This window comes from Puia sp., assembly GCF_035546395.1.
Classification (GTDB): Bacteria; Bacteroidota; Bacteroidia; order Chitinophagales; family Chitinophagaceae; genus Puia.
This window is the reverse complement of sequence record NZ_DASZXR010000017.1, coordinates 42717-60914: the sequence shown is the minus strand read 5'-3', so window position 1 is coordinate 60914 and position 18198 is coordinate 42717. Positions and strand designations below refer to the sequence as shown.

Sequence of the window (18198 nt, the reverse complement as noted above, 5' to 3'; positions counted from 1 at the left end):
CCCTATGCTGATCCGATAGTAGCTTTCTTTGCGATATAGTCGCTCCGATAGCCGCTGATTATCCCCTCAAACCCTCAATTTCCACCGCCTTCTTAATCAACGGTTTACCAAGTATCCGACTACCACTCTCCGTCACCAGCAGATCATCCTCGATCCGTATCCCCCCAAAAGACCGGAATGCCTCCAGCTTATCGTAGTTAATAAAATCTTTGAACTTCCCCTCCGCCCGATACTGATCCATCAATTCAGGAATAAAGTAAAGCCCCGGCTCGATCGTCACGACAAACCCCGCCTCAAGTTCCCGGGCAAGCCGCAACGACTTCCAGCCGAACTCCTTACTCTTCTTCAACGTCTCGGTATAGCCGACATACTCCTCCCCAAGATCCTCCATATCATGCACGTCCAGGCCCATCATATGCCCAAGTCCGCACTGGAAGACAACCGTATGCGCACCCGCGGCAACCGCAGCCGCAGGATCGCCCTTCGCCACCCCGGCCTCCTTCAGGCCCTCCATCAGCTTCTCCGCAGCCAGCGCATGCACGTCCCGGAAAAGCACCCCCGGTCGCAATGCCGCAATTGCCGCCTCCTGCGCCCCCAGCACGACGTCATACATCTCCCGCTGCAGGCTGGTAAACTTCTTACCTACCGGGAAGGTCCGTGTCATATCACCCGCATAACGCATCGCATTCTCGGCCCCGGCGTCACAAATCGCGATCCGCCCCTCCTTCATCACGGTCGGTCCGTAGTGGTTGTGCAACACCTGCCCGTTCACGGTCAGGATCGTGGGAAAGGCCAGGTTGCCGCCGCCGCTGATCGCGATACCCTGTAATCCCCCCGCCAGCTGCGCCTCCGTCATCCCGTCCCGGGCGCCGGTGATCGCGGCAAGATGCATCGCAGCCGTGGTATTGACGGCCTCCTCGATCTGTTCGATCTCTTCAGCCGACTTGATGCTCCGTTGTTCCACAACGGCCTTGATCAACGGCACTGATGCATGCTGCTTCATACTTCCGGGCCCTACTCCCAGCCAGCCGCTCAGCTTGAGGACATTCTCCGGGCGGTAGGGCGGCAAAAAATGCAGTGTCCGGCCCGTTCCCCTTACCGACGCAATATCCCGGGTCAACTCACCGATATCGCGGGTTTGCACGATCCCCGCGCCCGCGGCCTGCTCCGCCAATGAGGGCTGCGGCCCCGTCCACACGATCTCATCCATCGTCAGGTCCCGGCCATAAATAAGGTCCTGGTCGTTGTCGATATCGATGATGCCCGCCAGCCCCGGCTTGTCCAAACCAAAGAAATAGAGGAAACTGCTGTCCTGCCGGAAAGGATACAGGTTGTCCTTGTAGTTCATACTGCTCTCCTCGTTCCCCAACAAAATGATCACCCCTTTACCCAACTGTTCTTTCAACCGGCGGCGACGCGCCTCGTAAACGCTCTTATCAAAAAGATGACTATTCATAAATAACTTTTTTCAAATAGAATACACGGGTATCCACCAACGGCATCGCCGCACTTTTGACGGTCACTCCCTTTTTGTTATCCACCATTTGCCGGCTCGTCCCGGCATCCGTTGTGATATCAAGCGGCAACGGCATATCGATGTTCAGCAGCTTGATGTTATACACCCCCGGAGCGGTCTGCCGGACCTCGATCTCCAACTTCTGCGTCGTATACAGGAACAAATGGAACAAGGGGGACAGATCGACCCCCGAGGCCTTGCTGAACAGTTGCTCCACATCGGCGGTGTTCGCCGTATGCGTATAGGTGATGGCGCTATCGGTTGCCAAATGCTTGAGGGCCGGGAAGAAAACGCTGTCGCCGATGACATACCGCAGGGTGTGCATAAAGAACGCGCCCTTGGGATAGATATCGGGCTGATAGGCCTCCTCTTCTTCAATATCCTTTCCCAGCACGATAGGTTTGTCGTTGCGGATACGCGGTGCGACCTGCTGGAAATAGCGTTCATACGCCGCCTCCCCTTCCATCTCCCGTGTATATAAGACATCCCCAAAAGTTCCGATGCCTTCATGTATCCAATAGTCCGCCCAATCCCCCGCGGTAACTTTATTGCCCCACCACTCGTGACCAAACTCATGGTTCATCAACCAGTCGAAATCCTGCCCGCCGACAGTCGTATAGTGAAACTTATTCCCATACGCAATCATCGTCTGGTGTTCCATCCCCAGGTGCGGGGTCTCGACAAGCCCGATCTTCTCCTTTGCCCACGGATATTCGCCAAAATATTTCTCCTTGATATGGGCGGCATGTTCCATCATCTCCAGCAGGTGCGGTGCGCTGGCCGCATGTTCCTTCAGCACATAGAACTGCATCGGGACGGTATGCCCGTCAACAGTCGTATAGCTCCGGTTCACGACCGTATAATCCCCCGCGTTGAAAACAATACTGTAGTTGTTGATGGGATAGTTGGTCTTCCAATGATAGCGACTCAACCCGCCCGAGGTTTTGACCCCGGCCAGCAGCCCCGGCCCCGCCACCACGAGCCCCTTCTGCACGGCGATGGTCATATCGACGCCCTCATCCGGCTCGTCGGAAGGATGATCCTTCGCGGGGAAATAAAGCTTTCCCCCCGTTCCCTCCGCCGTCACCGCGACCCAGGGATGACCCGTCGAGTCATGGGTAAAGGTAAATCCATCATCCCAGGGCGGCCGCTTGGCGATCATCGGGTGACCGGCATAGTCGACCCGGACAACGGCAGGCCCCGCCGGCCATGACCCCGAAATGTGGATCTCATGATGCTCATGCGTATATTCGGCCGGCTTCCCATTCACCGTCACCTTCGAGATGCGAAACGAGTCCATCAGATCGAACAGCAACCCGGTGGCGGGCGCCTTCAGATCACAGTTAACGATGGCATACCCCGCAAGACTGCGGTCGGCAATATTCAGCGCCAGGTCGATGGTGTAATGCCGGACATCGATATTCGCCTGCTCCGGCTTGAGCTTCCCGCCATAAGGCGGCATTTGTGCATAGCCGACGCCGGCTATCAGCAACCCCAGCCCAAAAAGAAAATTTCGTAAGACCATAATAGAGTCGATAAGACTCGCAAGGTAAGGATTGTGAGACGATCAGCCTACCTATTAATTAACCCTATTCCGCCTTCAAATGATCCACCGGGTTGGTCCGCGCAACCCGCACCGCCTGCCACCCGATCGTCAGTAAGGCAACGCTGATCCCACAGGCGCCCGCAGCCAGGAACAACGGGATACCCACCGAAACGCGATACGCGAACCCGTCCAGCCACCGGTGCATATACCACCAGGCAATCGGTGTCGCGATCACCATCGCCAACACCACCAGTGCGATAAAATCCCTGCACAACAGCACAACGATCTGCCGGACGCTCGCCCCAAGCACCTTCCGGATGCTCACCTCCCGCGTCCGCTTCTCCACGGCAAACAACGCGACCCCGAACAGCCCCATACAGGAAATGAAAACGGTCACGATCATTGCGCTGCATACCAGTCTCGACAACTTCTGTTCCTCTGCATAAAAAGAAGCAATTACCTCGTCCATAAAACCATAATCCGCCTCCCGGCCCGGGTAAACGCTTTTAAAGACCCGCAGTACGTCGTCCATCCCTTTTTTCAACCCCTCCGCGCCACGGCCCCCCACGGCCAACCGGATTCCAAGCCATCTTTCTTCTTGCGGCACATTCCCCATCACCACCGGCCGGATCGCTTCCTGGAAAGAAGCCGTATGAAAATCAGCCACGACTCCAGCAATCGGCACCGCTGTCCTCTTATTCTTATTGTCATTGTTCGGGTAATACAGAAATTGGCCCACCGCCTTTTCGGGACTCGCAAAGCCAAAATACCTTGTCGCCGACTCATTGATCACCAACTCCTGCAAGCTGTCCGTATGCCGCAAATTCCGCCCGGCAACGATCCGTATCCCGTAAAATGGGATAAAGCTTTCGTCGCATTCATTCATCTCTACCAACATTAACGAGTCGCCCGCCCCGGCAGCCCAGTTCCGACGACTAAACCCCCAATCGTTAAACGGCGGCCCCGACTGCCGGACCACCCCGGCGACCCGCGGCAAGCCCGCCAATTTGTTCTGCAACACCGCCAGCTTACTCAGGCTGTCATTCCAATTGGTATTGAGCAAAAGGACCGCATCCCTTTTTATTCCATAGTCCGTATTCAGCATATAGCTCACCTGCCGGCCCACCACTAACGTACAAATGATAAAGCCCAGGGAAACCGTAAACTGAAAAATGATCAGCCCCCGCCGCAGGTTCCACGCGGAATTACCCTGGTACTCCGCCGCGCCCCGCAGGCTGATCACCGGCCGGTAACCCGACAACACCCGCGCCGGATAAAATCCCGCCAGCAAAGTAGTCACCACCCATATACCCAACAGGAAAAACACTGCCGTACCGTCAAGAACAAACTTGACTCCTTCCGGAATGTAATCGCTAAACACCCGCAACATCACAGGTACCAGCGCCGTGGCCAGCATCAGTGCAAATCCGACAACGATAAAGGTCTCCAGCAGAAATTGCGATGCCAGCGCCGCACGGCCGCTCCCCAACACTTTCCGTATCCCCACCTCTCTCGATCGCCGGATCGACTGCGCGGTCGACAGATTGATGAAATTGATCACCGCCAATAACAGGATAAAGAGGGCAAGCGCCACCACCCCATAAAGTGTCGGCCGGTGCACCTTGCGGATCGGACTCCGTGGATAATCGACAGAAAAATGCAGATCCATCAATGGCAGCATCGACAATTGCTGCTTCGTGAAAAAAGACATATTCGCCTTGGCAATAGTCTGCAGCTGTTCCAGCACCCTACCGACATCCGTCCCGGGCGAAAGCCGGAGAAAGGTCCAGACATCGGCGCTGGGAACACGGCTGTACCATTTTCCAAGGGCATACCGCTTCTTGTACCCCGTGACCTCCATCGTGCTCTCGGACAAGAACACATTCGAGACAAGATCGGATCGCTCCGTCCAGTCTTTCACGACACCGCCCACAGTAAAGGTCACCGTATCATCGAGGATCAATTGCTTTCCCATTATCTCCGCATTGGGCAAATCCCCGTAATACTGTCGTGCCCGGCTGGCCGACAACACCACCTGGAATGGTTTCTGTAAAATGGCCGGGGTCCCGGCCAGCCATTGATAATGAAAGAGTGAAAAATAACTGGCATCTGCCACCAACACGTCCCCCCAGGGGCTATTATCCGACGGCGTTACATCGGTAAAGCCGGATCGGCTTCGGGCATTGGGAACCTTGAACGGATGCCCGCGGTCGAAATCGAAAAAACCCGTCACAGCCTCTACACCCGATACCTCCCGACGAATTCCTTCAGGCAAGGCGGTTACAACCTTGCTTTCGTTGATCGTATCACCGGCATTGGGCCCAGTCCCGTGCCTGCGCCCGATAAGATACGTGCGTTCCCCGCCCGGATGAAACCGGTCAAAAGAAAACTCATACCGTACAACAAGGAAAATAACCAAACAGAAACAAATGCCAAGGGCTAACCCAAGGACATTGATGAGAGCAAACGCCGGGTGGCGAACGATATTCCGCCAGGCCGTCTTCCAGAAAGAGCCGAACATGGGGCAAGGTTTTCAGTAAGGTACCGAAAACCCCGCATTTATCAATCGACGAATATACCGGTCACACCTGGCTCAACGCCACCTGCACGCCCCGCAACTCCGCCAGCCCCCGCAACCGCCCGATAGCGCTATATCCCGGGTAAGTGGTCTTCTTAAGATCGTCCAGCATCTGGTGCCCATGGTCGGGCCGCATCGGCAGCGAGATCCCCCGCCGCTCCTGAACCGCCAGCAATTCGCGGATCACCGCGACCATATCGACGTCGCCGCCCAGGTGATCGGCCTCGAAGAAATTGCCTTCCGCATCCCGCTTCGTGCTCCGCAAATGGATAAAATGGATCTGATCCCCCAACCGGCGAACCATCCCCGGAAGATCGTTGTCCGCTCGCACGCCATAGCTGCCCGTACAGAAACAAAGCCCATTGGCCGGCGAAGGCGCGCAGTCCAGCAGCTCCCGGGCATCCCGCTCGGTACTGACGATCCGCGGCAGCCCCAATATAGGATATGGCGGATCGTCGGGATGGATGGCCATCTTCAGCCCCTCCACCTCCGCCACCGGCACCACCTGCCGCAAAAAATAAAATAAATGCTGCTTCAGCTTCACGGCGTCGATCCCCTCGTAGGTTTTCAAGGCAGCCAGTATCTGCTCCTCCGTGAATCGCTCCTCGCTGCCCGGCAACCCCAGCAGCGTATTGCGGTATAGCGTTTCCTTCTCAGACGCGGTCATCGTGCCCAGCCTTACTTCCGCTTTCCTGATCTCCTCGGCCGTATAATCGGCCGCAGCACCCGGCCGCTTCAACAGGAAAAGATCGAAGGCGACGAACGCCGCCTTCTCGAATCGCAGCGCCAGGCTGCGATCGGGCATCTCATACGAAATATCCGTCCGCATCCAGTCCAGGATCGGCATGAAATTGTAGGTCACCACCTCGATCCCGCATTTCGCGACATTCCGCAGGCTCTCCTGGTAATGGAGGATGTATTTTTGAAAGTCGCCGGTCTGTTTCTTGATATCCTCATGCACGGGCAGGCTCTCGATCACCGTCCAGCGCATCCCGGCATTCTCCACCTCGGCCTTCCGCTTCTTTATCTCCTCCACCGTCCAGATCTCGCCGACCGGCACATGATGCAAGGCGGTCACCACACCGGTACACCCCGCCTGCCGGATATCCCAAAGACTAACCGGATCTTTTGGCCCATACCACCGCATCGTCTCTTCCATCAAAAAAGGTCGTAGCATAATCTGATTATTTCGACAAGATTTCTATTTCGGTATTTACTCCTTGTCCCGCTCCCAGCGCGACACTGCGTGCCGTGGGCAGACTCCCACCCACACTGATCCTGACCTTCCCGGCAGGAACGAAAGATTTCCCATTCGCATCCACCAGCGACAACTGTTCGGCGGTCAGGACAAAACTAAGCTTTTTCGAAGCGCCTGGAGCCAAAGATACACGCTCGAATCCTTTCAGCGCGAATAAAGGCTCGGAATCGTTTGCACCCTCATGGGTAAGATACAGCTCCGCCACTTCGTCCGACGCCATTTTTCCGGTATTGGTAAGGGTTACCCCAACCGTCACGGACTCATCTTTGTGCACGCGGTCCTTCGACACCCGCAGATCGCTGTAGGCAAATTGAGTATAAGAAAGCCCAAACCCAAAGGGATACAACGGCTCGGCAATCATATACCGATAAGTCCGCCCCTTCATCGAATAGTCCTCATAAGCCGGCAACTGCTCAAAACTCCGGGGAAAGGTCACCGGCAGCTTACCCGAGGGCGAGACCTTGCCGAAAATAATATCGGCCAGCGCATTCCCCCCTTCCTCGCCGGGGTACCATACCAACAACACCGCGTCGGCGATCTCCTGCACCTCGGCAAGATTCATCGGACTGCCGCCGGTAACGACGGCGATGAGGGGATGTCTGGTGTTCTTCTTCAGCTTACGGAGATAGTCGATCTGCGCGGCAGGAAGATTGTAATCGAGCCGGTCCCCCGCGAAGGGCGACGCCAATGACTCTCCCTCCTCCCCTTCCAGCAGACTGGAGATACCCAGCACGGCAATCGTCGCATCGGCCGTACCAGACTCGCCGCTGGCCCAGTCTATCGGGTTCACATTGGGCCGATCGAGCAACACCCCCTGCCGGTAGGTCATCTGGCTGCCCGGCTGCACCTGCGCGGCAAGCCCCTCGAGAAAGGTCACGAGCTGCGGATTGACCCCATAATAATTTCCCAGCAAAACGTCGACGGCGGCCGCGTTCGGACCGGTAACATAATATTTCTTCAACCCTGTGGACAAGGGCAACGCTCCGTCATTCTTCAGCAACACAATGGATTTCTCCGCCACCTTCCGGGAAAGCGCCCGGTGCTCGGGACTATTGATCACCGACTCGGGGATCCGGTCATAAGGATTCGACCCCGCCGGGTCAAAAAGTCCCAGCTTGAACCGCGTCCGCAATAACACCGCCAGCGAACTGTCCATCAGCTTTTGCGTGACCAGCCCCTGTTTCAGCGCATCGCCAAGGGCAAGATAGGTATCCCCGCAGTTCAGGTTGACCCCGCGTTGCAACGCAAGGGCCGCAGCCCCCATCTTGCTGTTGACCAGCTTGTGACCTTCGTAAATATCGGCGATGGCGTCGCAATCCGAGACGATATGCCCCTTGAACCCCCATTGTTTGCGCAAGACGTCTTCGAGCAGGTAGGTATTCGCGCAACAGGCCTCTCCATCGGTCCGGTTATAGGCGCACATCACAGCCTCCACCTTCGCATTCACCAGCGCATGGAACGCCGGCAGATAGGTCTCCCAAAGATCTTTCTTCGACACCTCGGCGTCAAACTGATGCCTGAGCCGCTCGGGCCCGCTGTGCACCGCGTAGTGTTTGGCGCAGGCAGCCACCTTCAGATAACGCGGATCACTTCCCTGGAACCCTGTCACCAGCGCCACCCCCATCCTCGCCGTCAGATAAGGATCTTCACCATAGGTCTCCTCTCCCCGTCCCCAGCGCGGGTCGCGAAAGATATTGATATTCGGCGTCCAAAAGGTCAACCCCGCAAACCTTGGCCGGTAATCTTTTTTGACCGCCGCATTGTACATCGCCCTCGCCTCATCGGAAATGGCATCGGCCACCTGGTGCACCAGGGCATCGTCGAATGTGGCAGCCATCCCGATCGGCTGCGGAAAGATGGTCGCGATCCCGCTCCGCGCAACCCCATGCAAGGCTTCATTCCACCAGTCATATTCGGGTACGTGTAACCGTTTGATCGCGGGGGAATTGTTCATCATCTGGTAGATCTTTTCCTCCGGCGTCATCCGGCCGATCAGATCCTGCACCCGCGCATCGATGGATAAAGAAGGATTGAGAAAGGGCTCCTGCTGCGCTTCGGCGCCAGTCAGGATTCCAAAAGCAAGTGTTGAGGCGAAAAGGAGTTTTTGCATGGCAGAGCTGCTATTTGCAGCTAAAATAGCGAAAATAGTTGACAATGCAACCGATTACAATTTTAGCGTTTTACTCTCCCTTCGAAAGGCGGCGCCGGAAGCCCATCCTTAAAAAGAACATCCCGGTTATATAGATTGGCGCCGGCCGGATTATCCGCCCACCCATAGCGCACCGCCACCGGGTGCGGCACCTGCTCGCTCCAAACCACGACCGACTTCCCCTCGATGCTGGCCTTCGCCGTCACAAAATGCCCGTCCTCCCCCGCCACCGTAAAACCCTTCAGCTCGCCGCCGCCTTTGACGATCAGTCCCGTATTGACATCGCTGAAGTTGATATGGACCCGGTCCCCATGAACCTTCATCGAATGATACATCGGCCCGGAAGCGATAATATCCTTCTTTTCGTAGGCGACATCCCCGGCCGACAACACCAACCGCCTCGCCAGTTCTTCCCGGTTCTGACCCGGAACGTCACCCACATCTCCGAGGTCGGCCGACACGACCAACCCCATTCCCGGCAGGCTCGATGTCGTCCGCTGGGATTCGCGTAGCTCGGCCCAACGACTCTCGCCCACCTCCGCCTTCGCCGGGCCATGCGCCGGCGCCTGCACGATGAGAAATGGCATCGCCCCTTCATCCCAGCTCCGCCGCCAGTCATTGACCAGCAACGGCAGCAACGACGCATATTCCCCCGGCTTGGCCAGGTTGGCTTCACCGCCATACCAGATGATGCCCCTCACCGTCTGCGTGCAGACCGGCGCGATCATCCCATTGAAAAGCCCACCGGTAGCCATCGGATCCGCAGGCCCCGTACCCTCTTTGTAACTGCTGTCTGCATAACGGGCAGCCATCGCGGCATAGTCGGGAAACAGCCGCAACGCATCCCGGCTGAGCCAGGCCTCCGCAGGCGCATCCGGCGCACAGACATTGATCAACCCTACCGGTACATGGTATACGTCATACAAGGCCCTTGCAAAAAAATAACCGAGAGCCGAAAAAGATAGTACAGAAGCAGGACTCGCCGCTTCCCAATGCGCTCCCGGCGGAGCGTTGTCCCGCGGCCCCTTGAAATCATACCGCATCGGCACCGCAAACTGCCGGATCGGGACATCGCCGGCCTTTGCAATCACCTCGGAGTACTTATCCTGCACGGCCGACATCGGCATCGCCATCCCATTCTGGCCCGACAAAACCCACACCTCCCCGACCATTATATTCTTCAGCCAGATATGATTGATGCCGTTGATGTCCATCGAAAACGGTCCCCCCGCCTTCTTCGGTCCGAGATGGACCACCCATTTCCCATCGTCGCCGGCTACTCCGCTGGAAGTCTCCCCCGCAAATTTAACCGTGACCTTCTCCCCCGGTGAAGCAAAACCCCAGATGCGTAGCGGCAGATCCCGCTGAAGCACCATCCCATCACTCACCAACCTCGGCACCCGGATCTGCGCCATCGCCCCCGATGCCGTTAGCAAAAAAAACAAGGCCAGCCATCCACCGATCGCCCCCCGGCCTGAGATCCACTTTGCGCTCATGCGAAACCGATTTGAACGCAATATCGGAAATTTCACTATTTAGCGCTACGCCCGAAATTCTTGTCCGCCCAGCCGACAAAGAATTTGATGTTCGGCGCATCGGTATGCCCACCATCATGCTGCCGCCAGGCAAGCTTCCCCTCCAACAGACCCGCATTCACGGGCGGCATCTTCTCGCTTCGATAGTCATCTGATACACCAAGCCCCTTCGCCCCCAACAGCCGGAACACCGGCTGCGCCGCCACAGTCGCCATATAGCTTCCCTCATGATCCAACCAGTGTGCATCCCCCTTTTCAGGAATGCCATAGCTGATGAAAGTGAGCCTCGGCGCGCAAAGGGCGATCAGCTCGTGAGAGTCCACATCAAGGTCACAGCCGGTCTTCGCGCCAAAGCCTGCCGCCGAAGCGCCGTATTTCATAAAGTTCCCCGCCATCCAGTAATATTCGCCGCCAGTGAGGCTTTCCACCGCTTCGCCATAGTTCCGGCGCAAAAGGGTCGCTCCACCCTTGCCGGAGCTTCCGATCAATCCCGCAGCGAATCGAGGCTCGAATGCCAGGGTGACCAACGCCGCCTTCCCATATCTCGATACACCCTCGATCCCCACCTTCTTTGCGTCCACCATCGAATCCGTTTCCAGGTAATCCAGGCCGCGCGCCGCACCCCAGGCCCAGGCACGAAGCGCCCCCCAGTCTTCCGGTTTGCGCGGCTGTCCCTTGTTCACCAACCCGATGATCCCCCTGGTCAATCCAGCCCCATTGTCCGCCTGTATGCTGCTCGGATCGATCGTAACATATCCCCAACCGGCGCCCAGCAGCTCCTCCGTCGGCGACAGCTCCGTCGGCCGAGAAGCCTGTGCCGGCGGCCTCGGCCTGCCAAACATCATCAGCACGGGTACCGGCCCCTTGACATTCTCCGGCACGACCAGGACCATTTTGATGTTGACATCGATCACCGGATAGTCACTGTTGTCCACATGACCGACTAGTTCTTTCGTAATAACAGGAATAGCACCAACGGACTTCCGATCGGTAGCAGTAACGCTCCAGCTCACCTTTGGAAGATGAGCAGGCAGCCGCCCATAGACTTCCCGTTCAAGATCTGCCACGATCTCAGGACGACGCCGGCGCCACCACGTCTCTGGGTTCGTAACTTGCTTCCCATCGTTGAACCTCAGTGGATCGGGTAACAGAGGACAGGGATTGGCATTCGCCTCTTCATAATTCGCATGGTTGGGTGCATTGACATCACCGCTCGGTCCGGGTCTCAATGCAGTGATCCCCAATTGTCGCGTCATCTCGTCATGGTCCTGTTGCGCAGTAAAGATCCTGGGCATCGGATAGGATTTTCCGTAAACTACCGTATCCTGGGACAGCGCCCTTTGCGCAAACAGCATCGCCAACCCATAAAAAATGATCTTTTTCATTCTTCTGATTTTTCAAATGGCGATGCAGGTAGCCCCTCCTTGTTATAGAGATTGGGGTCCACCGGGTCATCTGCCCACGCATAACGGACATACCTGGGCTCTTTTATCTCCTCGCTCCACACTACGACCTTGTCGCCCTCTATCTTCGCCTGGGCCCACACGAATTTCTTGTCGGCGCCGGCGACGGCGAACTCCCGCGGCTCTTCCCCGTCATTGGTGATCAACCCGCTTCCTGTGTGTACAAAGGAAAGAGTCACTTTTCCCTCCCAGAACATAGCCGATTGCACGATGGGTCCCGAATAAACGATGCTGTCGCCATACGCGATCTTCTCGGCGGCCAACGCGAGCCGGTCGCCTACCGGCTTTTTCCGGTCGGGATGAAGGTCGTTCCATTCTCCCAGGTCGATCGCCACAACCATTCCCGTACGGGGAACAGACAAGGATTGCAATTGCGCCTGCCGGAGTTCCGCCCAACTGCTTTCAGCCGGTAGATAATCATAGTCGCCAAATCCCGGCAGCTGAACATACAGGAACGGAAGGTCCCCCTCTTTCCATTGGCTGCGCCAGTCGGCGATCATCGCCGGCTGCAGTTGGGTATACTCGCCGGCATTGTGGGTATTTGTCTCTCCCTGGTACCAGGCAAATCCCTTGATCGCATAGGGGACAAGCGGAGCGATCATGGCATTGTACAATGCCGCGGGCGCATTTTGCGCGGAGAAAGCGGGGCCCGCTCCCACCCGGTGAAGCGGGACAAATACCGAACCGACCTTATATTCCCAGTTGCCTTTCAGATCGACAGTATCCCCGCCGGCAATGAGACAATAAGGTTTATCCGGAACGAATCCCCCCTTTCCAGCCGAATTGGTTACCCGGATGACGAAGAGATTCCTTCCCGGCCTGAGCAGGCCCGAAGGCACCGCATATCTCCGCTGCGGATACTGGTAAGTCGTATAGCCCACCTGCTTCCCATTGATGTACATCGCATCGGCATCCACGATCCTGCCCATAAAGACCTTTGCCGGCCCGTTGGTCACGGATGCCGGCACCTCTACCTCCCTCCGGTACCAAACGACGCCGTCAAGGTTCCTCAATCCCTGGTCCTCCCAATACCCGGGAACGCCGATCGGCCGCCAGCCCCTGGGAACATAGGCAGGACTGTACCACAGCTCGGGTCCCGTCAATCCCTTATCCGCCGGCGAAGGGCCATCCGGCCGTTCACCCGCTCTCTTCCGGTTGAGACCGTTGATGTAAGCCGTGTCCTTGTTCTTTTCAACGGTTTTCACCAGATCCGGAAAATGGCTTAGTCCCGCCTCGCTCGTCCATGCCTCGATAGGTGTTCCGCCAACACTCGCATTGAGAATGCCGATCGGCACATGATATTTCTGATACAGCTCCTTGGCAAAGAAATAAGCCACAGCGGAAAACTCCAGCACATCTTCAGGGTTGGCCGGCTTCCACGACCCCGCCGGCAGATCCTCCCTCGGCCCCTGCAGATCGGTCAAAGTCGGTACCCAGAATTGCCGTATTTCAGGATAATGCGCAGCGGCGATCTCATTGGAATAACGCACGCCGTGCAATTTCATCTGATGCACCATATTGGATTGACCCGAACAAAGCCAGACATCCCCGAAGAGGATATCACGCAGCACGATTCGATTCTTTCCACGGATCTCCATGGTATAAGGGCCTCCCGCCGCCATCGCCGGCAACCGCAACATCCACTTCCCGTCCTGCCCGGCGGCCGACCGATAGCTTTTCCCGTTGAAAGACAGAATTACCCGCTCCCCCTTCGAAGCCCAGCCCCAAATGCTGATCAGCTTGTCCCTTTGCAGCACCATCCCATCACCGATCAGCTTCGGCAGCCGGATCTGACCCGACGTACAGCAGACATGAAAACAGAGAAGCGCACTTAACGATGCGCCTCTCATTATGAATCTATGACCAAACATAACTGCTCATTTTTCTATTTACGCTATCGACCTTTTTCAATAACCCGGATTCTGTGGGAACTTCGGCCCCTGCGTCACTGCGTCGATCTCCTGCTGCGGTATCGGCCGCAATACCATATAGGGTTGCATATGGGCGCCCGCTTCGACAAGGTTCCATTTCTGCACGCGATTCAGCAGCGAACCAGTCCGCACCAGGTCCCGCCTGCGCAGGCCTTCTCCAAACAACTCCCGCGACCGCTCATCCAGGATAAAGTCCAGCGTCACCTGCGCCCCGGCGGCTGGAGCAAACAGAAAAGTAAAGCAATTTATTGTAAAATGTAACCGATTGCATTTTTTTTCAAAAAAAATCTTATTTTTATCCATATAACCAGCATGTAAACGATTGTATGAACCGCGAGAAAGAAGTCACCATTTATGATCTCGCCCGTAAGCTGAATATCTCCATCGCCACGGTTAGCCGCGCCTTGAAGGACGATCCGGTAGTCAGCAAAAAGACGAAGAAACGCATCGCCGACCTGGCCCTGGAAATGGGCTATCGCTCTAACAACTTTGCGCGCAACCTCCGGACCCAACGTACCAATACCATCGGCGTCATCATCCCCCGTATCAATAGTAGTTTTATGTCCGCCGTCATCGCCGGCATGGAGAACATCGCCACCAGCGAAGGCTATAACCTCATTATCAGCCAGTCATCCGAATCCCAGGAAAAGGAAAAGGCCAACGCAGCCACGCTCTTTAACAACCGGGTCGACGGCCTCCTGGTTTCCCTTGCCTACGATACCGAGTCGATGACCCATTTCGAACCCTTTATAAAGAAGAGGATCCCCCTCGTATTCTTCGACCGTACCGCCGACCAGCCCGACAGCATCTGTATACAGATCAATAATTTGAAGGCCGCATACGAAGCCACGACCCACCTGATCAGCCAGGGCCGCCGCCGCATTGTCCATATCACGGCCTCCCAAAAACGAAATGTCTATGTCGATCGCCTCCAGGGTTACAAACAGGCCCTCGCCGATCAGCGTATCCGCTTTCGCGAAGACCATGTCATCGTCGGCAACCTCAGCCAGGAAGCAGGCGCGGACGCCGCCGCCCTGATCCGCCAGATGCAGCCCCTGCCCGATGCCGTATTCGTCGCCAACGACAACTGCGCCGTCGGCTGCATGATCGCACTGAAGCAAATGGGTGTTCGTATCCCCGAAGACATTGCCTTCGTCGGCTTTAACAACGACCCGGTCGCCACCGTCATCGAACCCAATCTTACTACGATAAACTATCCCGGCTATGAAATGGGCCAGGTGGCCACACGCAACCTGATCGCCAATCTCAATGGCTCCGCCGGCAGCCTGTCCACCAACACCATCATATTACGCTCGGAACTCGTCATCCGCGATTCCTCCAACGGCAGGAAATCCAACACCTAATGAAAAATACCGTCTTGCTCGGGCTCTTCCTCCTTTTGCTCAACGCCCTGCAGGCCGAGGATGGCTACCGGCTATGGCTACGATACGACCTCATCGGCAATAAAACGCTGCTGCAACAATATCGCAGCGCCCTGAACGCGATCGCCTTCCCCGCCAATACCCCCATGCTGGCAGCCGCCAGGCAGGAACTGCTGACCGGTCTCCAGGGGCTCCTTGGTCAAACTCCCCGGTCCTCGGGGTCCGGCAACACATTTATAGTCCGCCTCGAAGATCAAAAAGACCGCAGCCCCGAAGGCTTTACCCTCCGCACGGCTCAAAAAGATATCGTCCTCACCGCCTCGACTGAAAAAGGCATCCTCTACGGGATCTTTCACTTTCTACGGCTGCTGCAAACCCAACAACCGATCGATCACCTCGATATCACCAGCAACCCTACGCTCCCCTACCGCATCCTCGACCACTGGGACAATCTCAATCGCCGCGTCGAACGCGGCTATGCCGGCCTCTCGCTCTGGGACTGGTTCACCCTCCCCACGTATAAGGATCAACGCTATACCGACTATGCCCGCGCCAATGCCTCAATCGGCATCAACGGCACGGTCCTCAACAATGTCAACGCCAGCCCCTATATCCTCACCCCCGATTGGCTCGAAAAGGCGGCATCCCTCGCGGACATCTTCCGTCCTTACGGCATCCGGGTCTATCTTTCCGTGCGCTTCAGCAGCCCGATGGACATCGGCGGCCTCCATACAGCCGATCCCCTCGATCCCGCCGTCCGCGAATGGTGGCGAAAGAAAGCCGACGAGATCTATCGCTATATCCCCGATTTCGGTGGTTTCCTCGTCAAAGCCAACTCCGAAGGGCAGCCCGGCCCACAGAACTACGGCCGCACCCACGCCGACGGCGCCAATATGCTCGCCGAAGCGCTCGAACCGCACCGCGGCATCGTCATCTGGCGGGCCTTCGTCTATAGCAACGAAACCCCGGAGGATCGCGCCCGCCAGGCGTATACGGAATTCAAACCCCTCGACGGGAAGTTCCACAAGAATGTACTCCTGCAGGTAAAGAACGGCCCGATCGACTTCCAGCCCCGCGAACCCTTCCATCCGCTCTTTGGCGCCATGCCCGATACGCCCCTCCTGCTCGAAGTACAGCTCACCCAGGAATATCTCGGCTTCTCCAGCCACCTGGTCTATCTCGCACCCCTCTTCGAGGAATGCCTCGACGCGGATACGCATCAACCATGGCCTTCCGGATCCACCGGCGTACCGCAAACAACCACCCCCGTTTCGACAACGATCCGCGGCATGGCCGGCGTGGCCAACATAGGCAACGACCGCAACTGGTGCGGCCATATCTTTGCCCAGGCCAACTGGTACGCCTTCGGCCGCCTCGCCTGGGAAACCGGCGGCAAAGCCGCCCCGTATTCCGCGGCCATCGCCACCGAATGGATCAGGCAAACCTTCACCAACGATCCAAAAGTTGTCGATAGTATAAAAGAAATGATGATGGCGTCAAGAGAAATAGCCGTAAATTATATGACACCGCTGGGCCTCCATCATATCATGGCCTATGAACACCACTATGGGCCCGGTCCCTGGCTGGCAAACGCCAAAAGAGCCGACTGGAATCCTGTTTACTATCACAAAGCGGACACCGCAGGTGTCGGCTTCGACCGAACCCCAACGGGCAGTAACGCGCTGGAACAATACGCCCCCGGCGCCCGCTCCCAATGGGCCGACTCCAACGCATGCCCCGACCAATGGCTCCTCTGGTGGCACCACGTATCATGGAACCACCGGATGCACACCGGCCGCACCCTTTGGGCGGAGCTCTGCCGGAAGTACTACGCCGGCGTCGACTCGGTCCGATGGATGCAACGGCGCTGGAACGCCCTCCGACCGGCCATCGACCCGGAAAGATGGCAGCAGGTGGACATGCGCCTGGCCATCCAGGAGAAAAATGCAGTGGAATGGCGCAACGCCTGCCTGCTCTACTTCCAGACCTTCTCCCGCCAACCCTTGCCCGAAACGGCGGAACGACCCGACCATACCCTCGAATATTACCAGCAACACAAAATTGACTATGCCCCAGGAACAAATCAGTAATCCCGCACAACGTATCGCAATCGTCACCGGCGGCGCCTCCGGCATCGGCCTGGCCATCACCGGGAAATTCGTACAGGCCGGTATCCAAACGGTCATCATCGGCCGCGACCCCGAAAAGCTCAGGGTCGCCAAAGAAAAGCTCGGCCCTCTCTGCCACGCCATCGCCCAGGATCTCAACGACCTCGCATCCATCCCCGCCCTCATCGCCCGGATCGCCGCGCAATACGGCCGCATCGATATCCTCGTGAACAACGCCGGTATCAACATGAAAAAGGAATTCGCCGACGTGACCGACGAGGAGTTCGAACGGATTGTACATACCAACCTCCACTCGGTATTCGCGATCAGCCGCGAAGTGGTCCGCATCATGATCCCGCAGGGACAGGGAAATATCATCAACATCAGCTCCATGGCGGCGCAATACGGCATTCCCAAGGTCATCGCCTACACGGCTTCCAAATCGGCCATCGAAGGAATGACAAAGGCCATGGCGGTCGAGCTCTCCCCCATGGGGATCCTCGTCAACTGTATCGCCCCCGGCTTCATCGCGACCGATATGTCCGCGAAAGCCCTGAATGGTGACGCGGAAAGAAAACAAAAGGTCTTTGCCCGCACCCCCCTGGGCCGCCTCGGCGAACCCGCCGATATCGGCGACGCCGCGCTTTTCCTCGCCTCCCCACAGGCCAAATATATCACCGGCGTCGTACTGCCCATCGACGGCGGTAATTCTATCGGTTTCTAAAATCAATC

General features: G+C 57.0%; 12 protein-coding genes. 3 read left to right on the top strand and 9 right to left on the bottom strand.

The features are described from left to right. Positions 1-58: 58 nt before the first annotated feature. The 9 genes from VHE34_RS25330 to VHE34_RS25290 all read right to left on the bottom strand — a co-directional run bounded on the left by VHE34_RS25330 (position 59) and on the right by VHE34_RS25290 (position 14279). Positions 59-1456, bottom strand: coding sequence for a Xaa-Pro aminopeptidase (locus tag VHE34_RS25330; protein WP_325593183.1), 1398 nt, complete (start codon positions 1454-1456; stop codon positions 59-61). Further along, positions 1449-3041: a M1 family metallopeptidase gene (locus VHE34_RS25325; RefSeq protein WP_325593181.1), complete on the bottom strand. Its 1593-nt coding sequence runs from the start codon at positions 3039-3041 to the stop codon at positions 1449-1451. Before VHE34_RS25325 ends, VHE34_RS25330 begins: the two co-directional genes overlap by 8 nt. A gap of 64 nt (positions 3042-3105) precedes the next feature. Then, positions 3106-5583 carry an ABC transporter permease gene (locus tag VHE34_RS25320; protein WP_325593179.1) on the bottom strand — a complete coding sequence of 826 codons (2478 nt, stop codon included), beginning with the start codon at positions 5581-5583 and terminating at the stop codon, positions 3106-3108. A gap of 61 nt (positions 5584-5644) precedes the next feature. Continuing rightward, positions 5645-6817, bottom strand: a complete 1173-nt coding sequence (gene uxuA, locus VHE34_RS25315) for a mannonate dehydratase (RefSeq protein ID WP_325593178.1) — start codon at positions 6815-6817, stop codon at positions 5645-5647. 7 nt (positions 6818-6824) lie between these two features. Further along, positions 6825-9008, bottom strand: coding sequence for a glycoside hydrolase family 3 C-terminal domain-containing protein (locus tag VHE34_RS25310; RefSeq protein ID WP_325593177.1), 2184 nt, complete (start codon positions 9006-9008; stop codon positions 6825-6827). Between the two features lie 62 nt (positions 9009-9070). Continuing rightward, positions 9071-10543: a sialate O-acetylesterase gene (locus VHE34_RS25305; protein ID WP_325593175.1), complete on the bottom strand. Its 1473-nt coding sequence runs from the start codon at positions 10541-10543 to the stop codon at positions 9071-9073. Positions 10544-10578: 35 nt separating this feature from the next. Continuing rightward, the gene (locus VHE34_RS25300; protein ID WP_325593174.1) at positions 10579-11967 is read right to left on the bottom strand and encodes a hypothetical protein; all 1389 of its coding nucleotides are present in this window, start codon (positions 11965-11967) and stop codon (positions 10579-10581) included. After that, positions 11964-13916: a sialate O-acetylesterase gene (locus VHE34_RS25295; protein ID WP_325593172.1), complete on the bottom strand. Its 1953-nt coding sequence runs from the start codon at positions 13914-13916 to the stop codon at positions 11964-11966. The genes VHE34_RS25300 and VHE34_RS25295 overlap by 4 nt, the downstream gene beginning before the upstream one ends. Positions 13917-13952: 36 nt before the next feature. Further along, on the bottom strand, positions 13953-14279 hold the full coding sequence (locus VHE34_RS25290) for a RagB/SusD family nutrient uptake outer membrane protein (protein WP_325593170.1): 327 nt from the start codon (positions 14277-14279) through the stop codon (positions 13953-13955). A 23-nt stretch (positions 14280-14302) separates the two neighbouring features. Between VHE34_RS25290 and VHE34_RS25285 the strand changes: the two genes are divergently transcribed. From VHE34_RS25285 to VHE34_RS25275, 3 genes are read left to right on the top strand one after another with little or no spacing between them, the layout of a single operon-like run. Further along, positions 14303-15340: a LacI family DNA-binding transcriptional regulator gene (locus tag VHE34_RS25285; RefSeq protein ID WP_325593168.1), complete on the top strand. Its 1038-nt coding sequence runs from the start codon at positions 14303-14305 to the stop codon at positions 15338-15340. Next, complete coding sequence (locus VHE34_RS25280) at positions 15340-17448, top strand: alpha-glucuronidase family glycosyl hydrolase (protein WP_325593166.1); 2109 nt, start codon at positions 15340-15342, stop codon at positions 17446-17448. Before VHE34_RS25285 ends, VHE34_RS25280 begins: the two co-directional genes overlap by 1 nt. Further along, positions 17426-18190: an SDR family oxidoreductase gene (locus VHE34_RS25275; protein ID WP_325593164.1), complete on the top strand. Its 765-nt coding sequence runs from the start codon at positions 17426-17428 to the stop codon at positions 18188-18190. Before VHE34_RS25280 ends, VHE34_RS25275 begins: the two co-directional genes overlap by 23 nt. Positions 18191-18198: the final 8 nt, after the last annotated feature.